Origin of the sequence: Enterococcus spodopteracolus (assembly GCF_030441955.1) — a bacterium.
GTDB lineage: Bacteria > Bacillota > Bacilli > Lactobacillales > Enterococcaceae > Enterococcus_B > Enterococcus_B spodopteracolus.
Genome location: NZ_JARJHD010000017.1, coordinates 1 through 13,493, shown reverse-complemented (window position 1 = coordinate 13,493; position 13,493 = coordinate 1). Strand labels below are relative to the sequence as shown.

Below are 13,493 nucleotides of genomic sequence, written 5' to 3'. Positions count from 1 at the left end.
GTGTGATAAATGGATTCGAAGATAAATGATATTATTTCACAGTTAAATGTTTCTGTAGTTTATGTGGAAAAAGCAGATAAAATGGATGCTGATGGTCATTACCTTGCGGCCATCAACACCATAATCCTTGATTCATCGTTATCGGAAAGAAAAGAAAAAGTTACTCTCTTGCACGAACTAGGACACGCGGCTAAACATATGAAGAATTACGAATTATATAATTTAACCTTTTCTTTAAGATCAAAAATGGAGCAAGAGGCAGAAGAATTCATGATACAGCAAATGATCGAAACCCGTTTACATGACCCCGATTTTTCACCAGAAGCGTTCAATACCATTAACTTTCTAGAAAGCTACGATTTGGATATCAGATACGAAACGATTGTAAAAAAATTTATGACTCAACATATAAATGAGGAACAATTGAGTTATTTATTTTTTAGCCAGTAGAGAACATACGCTCGCATTTTTTCAACGTATAATTTTAAGCGCTTTAATTATTTCTATTTCGTATAACATTTGCTTAATTATATATTTTGTTTAAAAATAATGATTATATATTTGAGGAGGTGGTTAAATTGAGCTAAGGGGATTCAAAATAATTAAGTATATTAGGAGGGTATATATGTCGGAAAACGAAGTTAAAAAGCACAAAAGAACATGGATAATCTCCGGATCATTTATGTTACTTATGTTTATTATATTAATTTCAGTAGACGGAATCTCATCTGTCTCTTTGATGCTTTTATTAGGTCCTAGTTATGCTTTATATCAAGTGACCAGATCAAAAGAATCCTTAGATAAAATGAAATCCAAAGAAGATGCTGAAAGGGCCAAAGCAAGAAAGGAAATGCACTATTATGCTTCGGGAGACGCGAAGAAGATTATAAAGTGTCCTAAATGCCACTCTCGAGATGCTCAGTTTATGCAAAATAATAAAAAAGGATTTTCAGTTGGTAAAGCAGTTGGAGGCGCCGCATTAACTGGTGGAATTGGTACGTTGGCAGGTTTTGCTGGTAAAAAAGGGAAAAACGAATGGCTTTGTACTAATTGTAATACAACTTTCGAAACAAAATAAAAAAAACCACGCCCCACCGACCAAAGCGAGAGCGTGCGTAAACAAAATAAACTTAGGCTACTTATTATACCAAATGAAAGGAGCTGACAAAAGTGTGGGTTGAGCATGTAGGACATAAAAAATATAAATATATTGAACGATACATTGATCCTTTAACCGAGAAAAAGAGAAAGGTTACTGTCACCTTAACTAGTAATTCTCGCCAAGCTTGGAATCAAGCGAACTTGCTTCTAATAAAAAAAATAAACGATAAGCTTGAATTGAAAGAAGTCTGTCCCACAACATTCGGTGAACTCAAGGCTAAATGGGACGAGAAATACAAGCCTACAGTAAAAAGTAGCTCCTATAAAACAAGTCAAGGATACGTTAATCTCATTTCGGAGTTCATTCCTGATGATGCTTTAGTAAAAAATGTTACTAGGAACATGATTCAGGATATGTTGGACACTTGCTATTTTGAGCGAGACCTATCCTACAATTACGTTATTCATCTTAAGACATTCACTGGGATGATTTTTAAATTTGCAAATATTCGTTATGGCTTGGACTACAATCCAGTTACCAACGTCAAACTTTCTCGAAAGCCCAAAACTCAAGAAGATATAAAAAATGAAAAGGAAAAATTTCTTACTAAAGAAGAAGTCCTGCTTCTAGTAGACGCCCAACGAAGCCTCTTCCAGCAAATTAGATACTCGCTAATCACGAAGTTCTTGTTTCTATCAGGTATCAGATATGGCGAAATGATTGCTTTGACTGAATCGGATTACGATGGAGAAAGCATCGTAATCTCTGGAACATACGACTACGAAAATAAAGTAAAAACAACAACAAAAACAATGGGATCCTATCGGAAAGTTGATTTACCTCAAGCGGCTATTGAAATCATAGACAGCCTTATATTTGAAAATAGTATTCTATTTGGAAAGGAAAACAAATACATTTTCACAACATCAGAAAATAACCCTATTTCAGTACAAGCTTATAATGCTTCTTTACGCTCTTCTGCTAAAACTACTGGATTGGATAAGAAAGTCTCATCCCATGTTCTCAGACACTCGCATATATCACTTCTGACAGAATTAGGAGTGCCGTTAAAAGCGATTATGGATAGGGTCGGACACGAAGATTCTAAAACGACGCTTAGGATCTACACTCATACCACGAAAAACATGCAGGATGATTTGATAGACAAGCTTGATAGTATTTTGATTTGATTTGCCCCTTTTATGCCCCCCGCCTCAAATATAGAAGCTAAAATAACAACGCAACCATTGATATAAAAAGGTTGCGTCGCCTTATTATTCAAAAACAAACTGATTATGATACAACTCTGCATAGAAACCATCTTCTGCTAATAATTGATGATGGTTTCCTTCTTCGATCACTTTGCCATCACGTAAAACAACGATGCGATCAGCGTTCAGGATCGTCTTCAAGCGATGGGCGATCACGAAACTTGTCCGACCTTTGATCGCTTCATCCATTGCTTTTTGGATTCTTGCTTCAGTTACTGTATCCACGTTACTTGTTGCTTCATCTAAAATCAATAGGTCTGGATTCGTGATGATTGTTCGCGCGATACTGATCAATTGCTTTTGCCCCGTACTGAACAAATTATTTTCCTCAGAGACGTGGGTATCATAGCCATGTTCGAGCGTCTGGATAAAGTCATGGATATTTGCTTGTTTCGCTGCGCTAACTACTTCTTCATCCGTTGCATCTGGTTTACCAAAGACAATATTGTCTCGGATCGTGCCAGAAAATAGAACGGATTCTTGTAGAACAATGCCGACATGTCGACGCAATTCGTCTAAATCATACTCGCGGATATCTGTTCCGTCAATGCTCACAGAGCCACCGTTCACATCATAGAAGCGATTCAACAAGTTCATGATCGTTGTCTTACCTGAACCAGTTGGGCCTACTAAAGCAACCATCTCGCCTTTATTCACATCAATAGAAACATCATTTAAGACTAATTTCTCTGGACTATAGCCAAAATCAACATTCGTCAACGATAAGCCCTTTTCGATCCCTGCAAACGGTTTGCCGTTTTGTGGTTTCACTTCATCTTTTTCAGCAAACATTTCATTCAGTCTTCGCGCTCCAGTGATCGCTAACTGGATCATACTGTAGCCAGAAGAAATTTGCATCAATGGTTGATAATATTGTTGAGAATATTGGACGAAAGTAACTACTAATCCTAGCGCTACTGAACGTTCCAAATCACCATTCAACGCTAACCATCCACCAAAGAAAATCACGATCGCGGTATTAACTAAAGACATGCCTTGCATCATTGGGAAAAGCAACCCTGAGTATGCTTGTCCTTTAAATGTTGCTTCACGAACAGTTTGATTATGAGCTAAGAAGCCTTCGATTGTTTCTTCTTGCAGACCATTCGTGATGATCACGCGTTGACCACTGATCTTTTCATCCATATAACCATTCAATTTACCGACTTCATCTTGTTGGATGTCGACATATTTGCGGGCTTTTTGAATGACTAGGACAGCAATCAAAATCGCGACCGGTGTAGAAGCAATCGTCGCCCAAGCAAGTTGGACATTTTGGCGGAACATCATGATCAAGATACCAACTAATAGAACCGCATTCGTGATCACTTGAAGAAGTGCCTGGTTCAAACTATTTTGGATATTATCCAAATCACTAGTGAAGCGACTAAGAATCTCCCCATCTTGATGGGAATCAAAAAAGCGGATCGTTAATTTTTCTAATTTATTGAATAATCCAATACGCATCCGGTTCGTTGATTTTCCAACCACTTGTGTAAATAAAATACTGTAAATAAAATTTGCCGCACTGGCTAAAACATAAAACATCAAAAGCTTCCAAATAATCGAAAGGAAATTGCTTTTATCATCGACACCTTGCATCAAAGCAGTAATATAATTTGCTAATTCTTGGAAAGCTTCCCCGATATATTGAGGTGCTTTTACTTGTAAGTAAGTTGCTGCAATCACAGTAATAAAGATAAAGAAGAAGGAAACCTTGTACCGCTTTAAATAATGATAGAAAAACTTACTTGCTTTAATCAAATCAGTCATGGCTACTCCTCCGTTCCTTTTTGAGTTTCAAAAATCTCTTGATATACCTGATTGTTTGCAACGAGTTCTTCATGCGTTCCTTCACCCACTAGTTTCCCTTCATCTAGTACCAAGATGCGGTCTGCTTTGACAACAGAAGCAATCTTTTGAGCGATAACGATCGTTGTCGTGTCTTTTAACTCACGATCAAGGGCTTCGCGAACCAGTCTTTCTGAACGAGCATCTAATGCACTGGTACTGTCATCTAGAATCAGGATTTTTGGCTGACCGATCACACCACGTGTGATAGATAAACGTTGTTTTTGTCCACCAGAAAAGTTACTACTACGTTCTTCGACTGGTGCTTCATAACGATCAGCTAATTTCTCGATAAATTCTTTGGCTTGAGCGATAGAAGAAGCATTTTCCATATCCTTTTCTGTTGCATTCTTGTTCCCTTGACGTAGATTCTGGGCAATCGTGCCTGAAAAAAGAATCGCTTTTTGTAACACAAACGAGACGGTTTTTCTTAAACTGTGTTCATTCACTTGTTGTAGATCAACACCACCAACTTCTACTTTCCCTTCCGTTGGATCGAACAAGCGTGGAATCAATTGTGCTAAAGTTGACTTTCCTGCTCCGGTTGCCCCAACAATACCAATCATTTCACCAGGCTCGATCGAAAAAGTGATATTTTTGAGTGTGTCTGCATCATCACCAGGATAACGGAAAGACACGTTTTCAAAACGAACAGAACCAGTCAATTCTTGTTCAGGTACATCTAGATAAGTTAAATCTGGTTCAGTATCTAAGATCTCTTTGATCCGTTTCAAGGAAACAGCGGCTCTTGAGGTCATCATCATCATCATACCGCCGATGATGATCGCCATCATGATCTGCATCAAATAGTTCATAAATGAAGCAATACCACCAATCAGAGTTGGATCATCTTTTGCAAGATCACTGACGAAGAAGATTGCTCCCACCACAGCTAAGTTCGCAGCTAACATAAATGAGGGGATCATGACTGAAAATAATGTTCCAACAATGATATTGTGCTTCGTTAAATCTTCACTGACTTTACTAAATTCATTCAACTGATTTTCTTCTTGGACAAACGATTTGACTACTCGAATCCCCATTAGATTTTCTTTTGCGATACTATTAACTTTATCGATCAGTTTTTGGATGATCATAAAGTGCTTGCCCATACGTGTAAAGGACAGCGCTGTGATCAAGAATACAGTAACGATCAAAAGAACGATGATCCACCACAACTGAGGCATTGTTGCCATCGCAAGAATAAATGCACCAATAAACAGAAACGGGATACGGAACAAAGATTGCAAAGAAATCATAACTAAGTTTTGGATCTGCGTAATATCGTTCGTTAAGCGCACCACTAAATTTCCAGCAGAAAACTGTTCAATATTACCAAATGAGAAGGTCTGGATCTTGCGAAATGCTTCCTCCCGGATATCTGCACTGACACCCTGTGCGACTTTAGCAGAAAATATCGTGTTCGTGACTCCAGCTGCTAAACCTAGGAGTGCTAAACTAATCAAAGAAATGCCAATCGTACGCATTTCATCGCTGTCTTCCGTGATGATTGCTTCTAATACTTGTTGCAACAACTTAGGTTGCCAAAGCGTAGCTGTCACCATAAGTGCGACAGAAAGCAAAGAAACAAAAACAGCTAATCGATAGTTTTTTGCATGTTTTAAAATAAGCTTCATATTTGTGACTTACACCTCTCTTTTTTTATAATAAATCGTCCTATTTTATAATTCGTAAAAATAGACCGACTAACAATTTACCATGTTTGAAAAAAGAAATCAACCTGTAATTTTTTAACGCTGGAACTACTTTTATAATAGAAAGAAACTTTAAAGTATCTGTTTTTAAATACACCTTCTTTCTTCTTGAGTTTATCTTCCTCTCACTATAAAAGGTACGTTATAGAATTCTTCTTTATTATGCTTATTTCCAATCCGTTTAGCACTTATCTTGCTCGCCACAATAAAAAAGAAGTGATCTTGATCGATCACTTCTACATTTCTTCTACCATTCATAAGTAGACTTATTCTCGTTCTCTTGTCCAAGGAAGATCTAAAGATAAATTAGCGGCAAATTCTTTATAGGCTGTCCTCTCCTGCTGTCTCGTAGTACGTCTTTCATCATATCCCTTGCAGACTAATTGTTCTTCTGCTGATTCAGGAATGACATGTGGCACCGTAAATTCTTTTTCAAGGTTCATATGTGAAGGAACCGCAACGAATGTCGTAAAGCAAGTAGCAGCCAAATAGCGTTCACCTGTCGTTAAGTTTTCACCGATGATTTTCACAAAAACCTCCATTGATTTCTTATGGGCACCTGACACATAAGATTCCACGCAAACGGAATGATTTTCATGCAGAGGCTTCAAAAAATTTAAACTATCTAAAGAAGCAGTGACTGCTCCTCTGCGACAATGACGGGTGACCGAAATCGATGCTGCATCATCGATCATTGTCATTAGTTTCCCTCCAAAAAGATACCCAAATGGATTCAAATCAAAGGGAAAGATCCGATGTGTTTGGATAACCATCGAGTCTTTGCAATACTTTGTTTCTTCCATAAGTTGTCAGCTCCTTTTATTGAACAACCAAGCGAGAGCTCGTTGGATCCATTGATCCCAAAAAATCCAATCATGTTCTCCAGGACCATGTTCAAATGTCACATCGATGTTGTTTTCTTTTAAAATTTCTGCCATTTCTTGGTTGGCTTGATAGAGAAAATCGGATTCACCACAAGCAAGATACATACGTGGTGGTTCTTTGTCACTTTTTGCTAAGGTTTCAACAAGGTAAGCTGGATCATTTACTGAACCTTGAATGCTATCTAGTGGACCAAAAATCCCTTCCCAGAACTTGGCTTGACGGATCATCAATAAGTCATCCATTCGATTACCAACCGACACCGCACCTGAGAGAGAAATAATAGCTGAGAAACGTTCGGGCTTTGCTAACCCTAATTTCAACGCACCATATCCACCCATTGAAAGACCGGCTGCATACGTTTTTTCTCGTTTCGTTGTCAGTTGTGGGAATAATTCGTGACAGATTTCTGGTAATTCTTCTGAGATAAACGTCCAGTACTTCATATCATACGTTGTGTCTGTGTACCAACCTAAATCCGTTGATGGCATGATGACGGCTAACCCGTAATCCGCCGCATACCTTTCAATGGAAGTCCGTCGTTGCCAAACACTATGATTACCTCCCATACCATGTAACAGGTAAAGCACTGGAACATCCGTCATATTTGCCGACGTACTTGTCCCAATCACTTTTTTGGTTGTCTGAGGTAAGATCACATTTAGATTGACTTCCATTTCTAATACGTTTGAATAAACATTTGCTTGAATAAATGCCATATGTTTTTCGCCTTCTTTACTTTATTCAGATCATTTTTCTGATAACAATCTGTAAATTTACTTGTATTCTTTTATTGTAGCATTTTTTTGACGAATTAAAAATGTTAGCCCTAGCGCAATGATGACTAATAATAAGCCTACCAGATAGACTTGGTGTAACCCATGATACAAAATTTCTCGTAATGGTGTTAATATTTCTGCATCAATCATTTTTGCTGTTTGTGGATTGACTAATTTGTTCATGATATCCGGATCGTCTGTCAATTGTTTGGCAGCAAGTTCGGCTTGCGTGATCCGGTTGATCAATAATCCAAAAACTGCGACCATCACTGTTTGCCCAATGGTGCGAACTAACGTATTAAACGAAGTGGCAACACCCATTTGTTCTGAAGGTACACTGTTTTGTGCGCTGACAGTCGATGTTGTCATTGTAATCCCTAAGCCGACACCGATGATCGTTGAAATCAGGAAGAACCATAAAAAATTACTTTGAAATAGCATCAACCAAAGTCCTGCACCACCGATAATGGTAATGAACAACCCGATACGTAACACTCGATAGGTGGTCATCTGGGTCATCCACTTACTTGCTAAGAACGAACCAACCATCCAAACAAGAGAAAGTGGTGCCAAAACTAATCCACCAATTGCCGCATTAAGTCCTAAAACTCCTTGCATCCACATTGGGATATAGACATCGATCCCCATTAAAAAGCCACTTGCTAAAGCTGCTGCCGCATTCACAACGACAAAAAGCGGGTTTTTAAATAGGTGAAGCATGATGACAGGATCTTCTGCTCGTTTTTCGACGAACAAGAATAAGAAAAAGAATAAAACACTCCCTATCAATAATGCCAACACAAATGGTGTCAGCCCTTGATCACCTAGTAATTGAAAACCTAGTAACAGTAAAACCAACGTAAACATCAAACTAAAACTACCTTTAAGATCCATCGGTTTCGCTTCACGAGTTGTTTTTGGTTCATTGAGATAGAGCCAAATCAGTAACATCAGTAATAACCCGATCGGCACATTGATAAAGAATATCCAGTGCCAACTCAATGCTTCCACAATAAACCCACCAGCTAATGGACCAAACACACTAGCGATTCCCCAAGCTGAACTATTCAACCCTAACACTTTTGCTCGTTTTTCAATCGTGTACAAATCGCCAATGATCGTCAATGCGACTGGCATCATTGCTCCTGCACCCATCCCTTGAATTGCCCGCGAAATAATCAAGACAAGCATAGATTGAGAAAGCCCACAAAAAAGTGAACCGATAATAAATAATAGCGTACCAAAAATAAAAATTGGTTTTCTTCCAACTTTATCTGCAAGCTTTCCATAGATGGGTGTCAACATGGCATTCGTCAATAAATAAATCGAAAACACCCAGTTCATCATTTCCATGCCGTGCAGTGATCCAACGATCGTTGGCATTGCAGTCGTAACGATTGTCCCCTCAATCGCCGTCATAAATGTAGCGATGAACACGCAGATCGTTACGACTTTCACGTTTGTTTTTCTTTCCATTCTCAAGCCCACTCCTTATCGTAACTTCCGTTATTTAAATGGCACCATCTGCCTAATAAACTTCGACTCTGCTAAAAAAGCCAAAATACTCTAAAAGTAGCATAAGCTACTTTCGAATATCCCGGCTTACTGGTCTACATTTGATGTGCGTCACACGCAGCGAACACATTCAATTCAAACATAAATTATTTAGCTAAACTAGCTTTTAATACATCTACTTTATCTGTTTTTTCCCATGGCAAGTCAACATCTGTACGTCCAAAATGACCATATGCAGCTGTTTGTTTATAGATTGGACGACGCAAATCAAGCATTTCGATGATTCCCGCAGGACGTAAGTCAAAGTCTTCTCTTACCGCAGCAATCAACGCTTCTTCTGGCACTTCTGCCGTTCCAAAGGTATTGATTGAGATCGAAACAGGTTGAGCGACACCGATTGCATAAGCCAATTGGACTTCTACTTTACGAGCAAGTCCTGCTGCTACGATATTTTTCGCAATGTAACGTGCCGCATAACTTGCTGAACGGTCAACTTTCGTTGCATCCTTCCCAGAGAAAGCACCGCCGCCATGACGGGCATATCCACCATACGTATCAACAATGATTTTTCGTCCTGTCAATCCAGCATCTCCTTGAGGTCCGCCGATCACAAAACGTCCAGTAGGGTTAATATAATATTTTGTTTGTTCGTCCAGTAGTTCTGCTGGAATAACTTCTTTGATCACTTTTTCAATGACATCTTGGCGGATTGTTGCATTATCAACTGCATCATCATGTTGTGTCGAAATAACGATCGTATCAACTCTTTCTGGTTGTCCTTGGTCATTATATTCTACAGTGACTTGTGATTTTGCATCTGGGCGCAAATATGTTAATTCTTTTGATTTACGCAATTCAGCTAAACGTCGTACTAAGCGATGACTTAAGGCAATTGGTAATGGCATCAATTCTGGTGTTTCGTCCACTGCAAAACCAAACATCAATCCTTGGTCACCAGCGCCGATTTCATCTAATAAATCTCTTTCTTTTTCGTCACGGATCTCAAGTGCTTCATCCACCCCTTGAGCGATATCTGGTGACTGCTCGTCAATTGCTGCCAATACTGCTACAGTGTCACCATCAAAGCCGAACTTTGCACGAGTATAACCAATCTCTTTGACTGTCTCACGTACCACTTTTTGGATATCCACATATGCTGTTGTAGAGATTTCGCCAAATACTAAAACTAGCCCCGTCGTTACAGACGTCTCACAAGCTACTCTTGCATTTGGGTCTTGTTCTAGGATCGCATCTAAAATCGCATCACTGATTTGATCAGCGACCTTATCCGGATGTCCTTCTGAAACAGATTCTGATGTAAATAAATGTCTTTCTACCATAATTATGATTCCCCCTAGTTAAATTCGGTTACAAGGCATCTCCGTTCGTACGGATCCTCTCGGGAACTTGCAACGAGTCAAGTATAGCAGATAAACAGATTTTACGCTCGTTTTTTTGTTACTTTTTAGAAAAAAGAGAAAGTTATAAAAATGATAAGGAAACGACTTTTTTAGAATAAATACACTAGAAGGAGTTCGTGTGTTTTAGTTCGTAAAATCAGTTATTGAACGTATTTAATTGGCTCTTTTTCTATTGCCTTTTTAGTTCATTTATTGCTGGCTTTCTGGTTAGATCTTTACTTGTTACTTTTGCCTGATGTTTGACTTGAGAAAGCATAGAAAAAAATTGATTTTCTCGTGAGGAACAAATAGCAACTTCATCCGAAGCAGTTCCCAGTGTGTGTGCAGCTTGCCTACTGGTATTATACCAAGGTAAGGGAATCCATTATTTACTTATTCGATTAGAGTAATTAAATTTTTCAATTCTGTTGCGGTGATTGATTTCTTTCTGAATTTCTATTGTTTATTCCTGAAGAAAATCAATCGAAGAATCGATTATTTCTTTTGCTATATAGATGATAAGATAGTTCCTCTTCAAACACAGAAAAAGTAGCCGGAAAAATTAGAAAGTCTGTGGGGTCATCACTTCTCAAGTTTAGTAATAATTCTTGCATCTTCATGGGTTTCTTGGTCTCGAAAATCTGTTTCGAGTATTTTAATGATTCAATAATGTGTGCCTTTCGTTCCTTATCAATGAAAAAGGTATCTTGATCATTTTGGATCATTTTTTCATACAGTGTAAAAATCATTTCTAGTCCGCTATAAAAGCGATCATTTTCTTTCAAAGACAGATTCATAGCAAGCATATCAATTCTTTTCTTAAAATCATTTATTTCCATTCGTTCTTTTTTCGATTGTTTCTTCATTGATTCATCTAGGGTTAGATAATCAACCAACAGTTGGTTGTATGAAATGTAAAATGAAAGCGACTAAATATAGAAATGGGATCATAAATTCCTTCCAAACATCTTATAGTTACGGGAAATTGGAAGGAACACACAATAATATTAAGGCCAACAAACCAATGACTCATAGATACCGTCATTCCTGCCATTTTTGTGACCGTATTTACTTGATCTAAGGCTAGGTTATCCCAGATCGATCCAAAACAAAAAGAATCAATCGAAGCGTATTTCTACTTCGATTGATTCTCGATGAAATTCTATCAATTTGAACTCGCCAACACTACTTGTCAAAGAGCAAAAAAAAGATACTTACTTGAAGTATCTCCGATGACCCGTACGGGATTCGAACCCGTGTTACCGCCGTGAAAGGGCGGTGTCTTAACCGCTTGACCAACGGGCCAGGTAAAAATATGAAAATAATGGGCCTAAATGGACTCGAACCATCGACCTCACGCTTATCAGGCGTGCGCTCTAACCAGCTGAGCTATAGGCCCATAAAAACTAAAGCGGGTGACGAGAATCGAACTCGCGACAACAGCTTGGAAGGCTGTGGTTTTACCACTAAACTACACCCGCAGTATGGCGCGGGACAGAATCGAACTGCCGACACATGGAGCTTCAATCCATTGCTCTACCAACTGAGCTACCGAGCCAAACGGTTCCGACGGGAATCGAACCCGCGATCTCCTGCGTGACAGGCAGGCATGTTAACCCCTACACCACGGAACCAATGTTTTTAGTTTTTAATTGCGGGAGCAGGATTTGAACCTACGACCTTCGGGTTATGAGCCCGACGAGCTACCAGACTGCTCCATCCCGCGATAATATAAAAAAGGAGGATAAGGGATTCGAACCCTTGCACGGTTTTACCCGCCTGACGGTTTTCAAGACCGTTCCCTTCAGCCGGACTTGGGTAATCCTCCAATATAAAGTTAATGACCCGTACGGGATTCGAACCCGTGTTACCGCCGTGAAAGGGCGGTGTCTTAACCGCTTGACCAACGGGCCAGATAAAAATGAAACGGAGAAGGAGGGATTTGAACCCTCGCGCCGGTTTCCCGACCTACACCCTTAGCAGGGGCGCCTCTTCAGCCACTTGAGTACTTCCCCAAAACCATTAAGATTTTGAATAAATGGGCCTAAATGGACTCGAACCATCGACCTCACGCTTATCAGGCGTGCGCTCTAACCAGCTGAGCTATAGGCCCATAAAAACTAAAAGCGGGTGACGAGAATCGAACTCGCGACAACAGCTTGGAAGGCTGTGGTTTTACCACTAAACTACACCCGCGTGGCGGTCCCGACGGGAATCGAACCCGCGATCTCCTGCGTGACAGGCAGGCATGTTAACCCCTACACCACGGAACCAATGTTTTTAGTTTTTAATTGCGGGAGCAGGATTTGAACCTACGACCTTCGGGTTATGAGCCCGACGAGCTACCAGACTGCTCCATCCCGCGATAATATAAAAAAGGAGGATAAGGGATTCGAACCCTTGCACGGTTTTACCCGCCTGACGGTTTTCAAGACCGTTCCCTTCAGCCGGACTTGGGTAATCCTCCAATATGAAATACAACGTCGCTATGGACCTTGTAGGACTCGAACCTACGACCGGACGGTTATGAGCCGTCTGCTCTAACCAACTGAGCTAAAGGTCCAGGCTCTTAAATAATCGCGGCGGAGGGGATCGAACCCCCGACCTCCCGGGTATGAACCGGACGCTCTAGCCAGCTGAGCTACACCGCGAAAAAAAGTATTCATTATTTAAATGAAATGGAGCCTAGCGGGATCGAACCGCTGACCTCCTGCGTGCAAAGCAGGCGCTCTCCCAGCTGAGCTAAGGCCCCTTGAAACTATTTACTAATCGGGAAGACAGGATTCGAACCTGCGACCCCTTGGTCCCAAACCAAGTGCTCTACCAAGCTGAGCTACTTCCCGTAAAACTAACGCGCCCAAGAGGAGTCGAACCCCTAACCTTTTGATCCGTAGTCAAACACTCTATCCAATTGAGCTATGGGCGCATATTTGTAATGCCGAGGACCGGAATCGAACCGGTACGGTGATCACTCACCG

The 13,493-nt window shown here is 40.0% G+C and carries 10 protein-coding genes, 19 tRNA genes and 1 riboswitch; of the genes, 3 read left to right on the top strand and 26 right to left on the bottom strand.

What is annotated here, in order from left to right; translation table 11 throughout:
- Nucleotides 1-9: 9 nt before the first annotated feature.
- The 3 genes from P3R27_RS12815 to P3R27_RS12805 all read left to right on the top strand — a co-directional run bounded on the left by P3R27_RS12815 (nucleotide 10) and on the right by P3R27_RS12805 (nucleotide 2,292).
- Entirely contained in the window at nucleotides 10-450 is a 441-nt protein-coding gene (locus tag P3R27_RS12815; RefSeq protein WP_301357257.1) for an ImmA/IrrE family metallo-endopeptidase, read from the top strand.
- A 175-nt stretch (nucleotides 451-625) separates the two neighbouring features.
- Nucleotides 626-1,078 (top strand): hypothetical protein, encoded by a 453-nt coding sequence (locus P3R27_RS12810; protein WP_301357255.1) that lies wholly within the window; start codon nucleotides 626-628, stop codon nucleotides 1,076-1,078.
- A 92-nt stretch (nucleotides 1,079-1,170) separates the two neighbouring features.
- Nucleotides 1,171-2,292 carry a tyrosine-type recombinase/integrase gene (locus tag P3R27_RS12805; RefSeq protein ID WP_301357253.1) on the top strand — a complete coding sequence of 374 codons (1,122 nt, stop codon included), beginning with the start codon at nucleotides 1,171-1,173 and terminating at the stop codon, nucleotides 2,290-2,292.
- Nucleotides 2,293-2,376: 84 nt separating this feature from the next.
- Here P3R27_RS12805 and P3R27_RS12800 read toward each other — a convergent pair whose 3' ends face one another.
- From P3R27_RS12800 to P3R27_RS12675, 26 genes are all read right to left on the bottom strand, one after another.
- Nucleotides 2,377-4,146, bottom strand: a complete 1,770-nt coding sequence (locus P3R27_RS12800) for an ABC transporter ATP-binding protein (protein ID WP_023520486.1) — start codon at nucleotides 4,144-4,146, stop codon at nucleotides 2,377-2,379.
- 2 nt (nucleotides 4,147-4,148) lie between these two features.
- On the bottom strand, nucleotides 4,149-5,861 hold the full coding sequence (locus P3R27_RS12795) for an ABC transporter ATP-binding protein (protein WP_034689790.1): 1,713 nt from the start codon (nucleotides 5,859-5,861) through the stop codon (nucleotides 4,149-4,151).
- 344 nt (nucleotides 5,862-6,205) lie between these two features.
- A complete protein-coding gene (locus tag P3R27_RS12790; protein WP_034689791.1) occupies nucleotides 6,206-6,742 on the bottom strand; it encodes an acyl-CoA thioesterase in 537 nt (178 codons plus the stop codon).
- Between the two features lie 6 nt (nucleotides 6,743-6,748).
- Nucleotides 6,749-7,540 (bottom strand): alpha/beta hydrolase, encoded by a 792-nt coding sequence (locus P3R27_RS12785; protein WP_034689792.1) that lies wholly within the window; start codon nucleotides 7,538-7,540, stop codon nucleotides 6,749-6,751.
- Between the two features lie 57 nt (nucleotides 7,541-7,597).
- A complete protein-coding gene (locus tag P3R27_RS12780; RefSeq protein WP_301357248.1) occupies nucleotides 7,598-9,076 on the bottom strand; it encodes an MDR family MFS transporter in 1,479 nt (492 codons plus the stop codon).
- A gap of 185 nt (nucleotides 9,077-9,261) precedes the next feature.
- Nucleotides 9,262-10,455, bottom strand: a complete 1,194-nt coding sequence (metK, locus tag P3R27_RS12775; RefSeq protein ID WP_301357247.1) for a methionine adenosyltransferase — start codon at nucleotides 10,453-10,455, stop codon at nucleotides 9,262-9,264.
- Nucleotides 10,453-10,533: riboswitch (SMK box riboswitch) on the bottom strand. (Overlaps the previous gene by 3 nt.)
- Before the next feature lie 461 nt (nucleotides 10,534-10,994).
- The gene (locus P3R27_RS12770; protein ID WP_126134372.1) at nucleotides 10,995-11,381 is read right to left on the bottom strand and encodes a hypothetical protein; all 387 of its coding nucleotides are present in this window, start codon (nucleotides 11,379-11,381) and stop codon (nucleotides 10,995-10,997) included.
- A gap of 367 nt (nucleotides 11,382-11,748) precedes the next feature.
- Nucleotides 11,749-11,820: transfer RNA gene (locus P3R27_RS12765), tRNA-Glu, on the bottom strand.
- A 20-nt stretch (nucleotides 11,821-11,840) separates the two neighbouring features.
- Nucleotides 11,841-11,914, bottom strand: a tRNA-Ile gene (locus tag P3R27_RS12760).
- 11 nt (nucleotides 11,915-11,925) lie between these two features.
- Nucleotides 11,926-11,996, bottom strand: a tRNA-Gly gene (locus P3R27_RS12755).
- A gap of 4 nt (nucleotides 11,997-12,000) precedes the next feature.
- Nucleotides 12,001-12,073 (bottom strand) — tRNA-Phe (locus P3R27_RS12750).
- A gap of 3 nt (nucleotides 12,074-12,076) precedes the next feature.
- A tRNA-Asp gene (locus P3R27_RS12745) sits at nucleotides 12,077-12,149 on the bottom strand.
- Between the two features lie 18 nt (nucleotides 12,150-12,167).
- A tRNA-Met gene (locus P3R27_RS12740) sits at nucleotides 12,168-12,241 on the bottom strand.
- A gap of 12 nt (nucleotides 12,242-12,253) precedes the next feature.
- A tRNA-Ser gene (locus P3R27_RS12735) sits at nucleotides 12,254-12,343 on the bottom strand.
- Between the two features lie 13 nt (nucleotides 12,344-12,356).
- Nucleotides 12,357-12,428: transfer RNA gene (locus tag P3R27_RS12730), tRNA-Glu, on the bottom strand.
- Nucleotides 12,429-12,442: 14 nt separating this feature from the next.
- Nucleotides 12,443-12,530: transfer RNA gene (locus tag P3R27_RS12725), tRNA-Ser, on the bottom strand.
- Between the two features lie 24 nt (nucleotides 12,531-12,554).
- Nucleotides 12,555-12,628, bottom strand: a tRNA-Ile gene (locus P3R27_RS12720).
- 12 nt (nucleotides 12,629-12,640) lie between these two features.
- Nucleotides 12,641-12,711: transfer RNA gene (locus P3R27_RS12715), tRNA-Gly, on the bottom strand.
- A 1-nt stretch (nucleotide 12,712) separates the two neighbouring features.
- Nucleotides 12,713-12,788, bottom strand: a tRNA-Asp gene (locus tag P3R27_RS12710).
- A gap of 18 nt (nucleotides 12,789-12,806) precedes the next feature.
- Nucleotides 12,807-12,880: transfer RNA gene (locus P3R27_RS12705), tRNA-Met, on the bottom strand.
- A gap of 12 nt (nucleotides 12,881-12,892) precedes the next feature.
- Nucleotides 12,893-12,982, bottom strand: a tRNA-Ser gene (locus tag P3R27_RS12700).
- 22 nt (nucleotides 12,983-13,004) lie between these two features.
- A tRNA-Ile gene (locus P3R27_RS12695) sits at nucleotides 13,005-13,078 on the bottom strand.
- Between the two features lie 14 nt (nucleotides 13,079-13,092).
- Nucleotides 13,093-13,166, bottom strand: a tRNA-Met gene (locus P3R27_RS12690).
- Between the two features lie 28 nt (nucleotides 13,167-13,194).
- Nucleotides 13,195-13,267, bottom strand: a tRNA-Ala gene (locus P3R27_RS12685).
- A gap of 17 nt (nucleotides 13,268-13,284) precedes the next feature.
- Nucleotides 13,285-13,358: transfer RNA gene (locus P3R27_RS12680), tRNA-Pro, on the bottom strand.
- A 9-nt stretch (nucleotides 13,359-13,367) separates the two neighbouring features.
- Nucleotides 13,368-13,441 (bottom strand) — tRNA-Arg (locus P3R27_RS12675).
- Between the last annotated feature and the right edge of the window lie 52 nt (nucleotides 13,442-13,493).

What these genes read in the sequence shown, in the direction of transcription:
- P3R27_RS12815 (WP_301357257.1), top strand. Translation starts at nt 10, where the DNA reads ATGGATTCGAAGATAAATGATATTATTTCACAGTTAAATGTTTCTGTA.
- P3R27_RS12810 (WP_301357255.1), top strand. Translation starts at nt 626, where the DNA reads ATGTCGGAAAACGAAGTTAAAAAGCACAAAAGAACATGGATAATCTCC.
- P3R27_RS12800 (WP_023520486.1), bottom strand. Translation starts at nt 4,146, where the DNA reads ATGACTGATTTGATTAAAGCAAGTAAGTTTTTCTATCATTATTTAAAG.
- P3R27_RS12795 (WP_034689790.1), bottom strand. Translation starts at nt 5,861, where the DNA reads ATGAAGCTTATTTTAAAACATGCAAAAAACTATCGATTAGCTGTTTTT.
- P3R27_RS12790 (WP_034689791.1), bottom strand. Translation starts at nt 6,742, where the DNA reads ATGGAAGAAACAAAGTATTGCAAAGACTCGATGGTTATCCAAACACAT.
- P3R27_RS12785 (WP_034689792.1), bottom strand. Translation starts at nt 7,540, where the DNA reads ATGGCATTTATTCAAGCAAATGTTTATTCAAACGTATTAGAAATGGAA.
- P3R27_RS12780 (WP_301357248.1), bottom strand. Translation starts at nt 9,076, where the DNA reads ATGGAAAGAAAAACAAACGTGAAAGTCGTAACGATCTGCGTGTTCATC.
- metK (WP_301357247.1), bottom strand. Translation starts at nt 10,455, where the DNA reads ATGGTAGAAAGACATTTATTTACATCAGAATCTGTTTCAGAAGGACAT.
- P3R27_RS12770 (WP_126134372.1), bottom strand. Translation starts at nt 11,381, where the DNA reads ATGAAGAAACAATCGAAAAAAGAACGAATGGAAATAAATGATTTTAAG.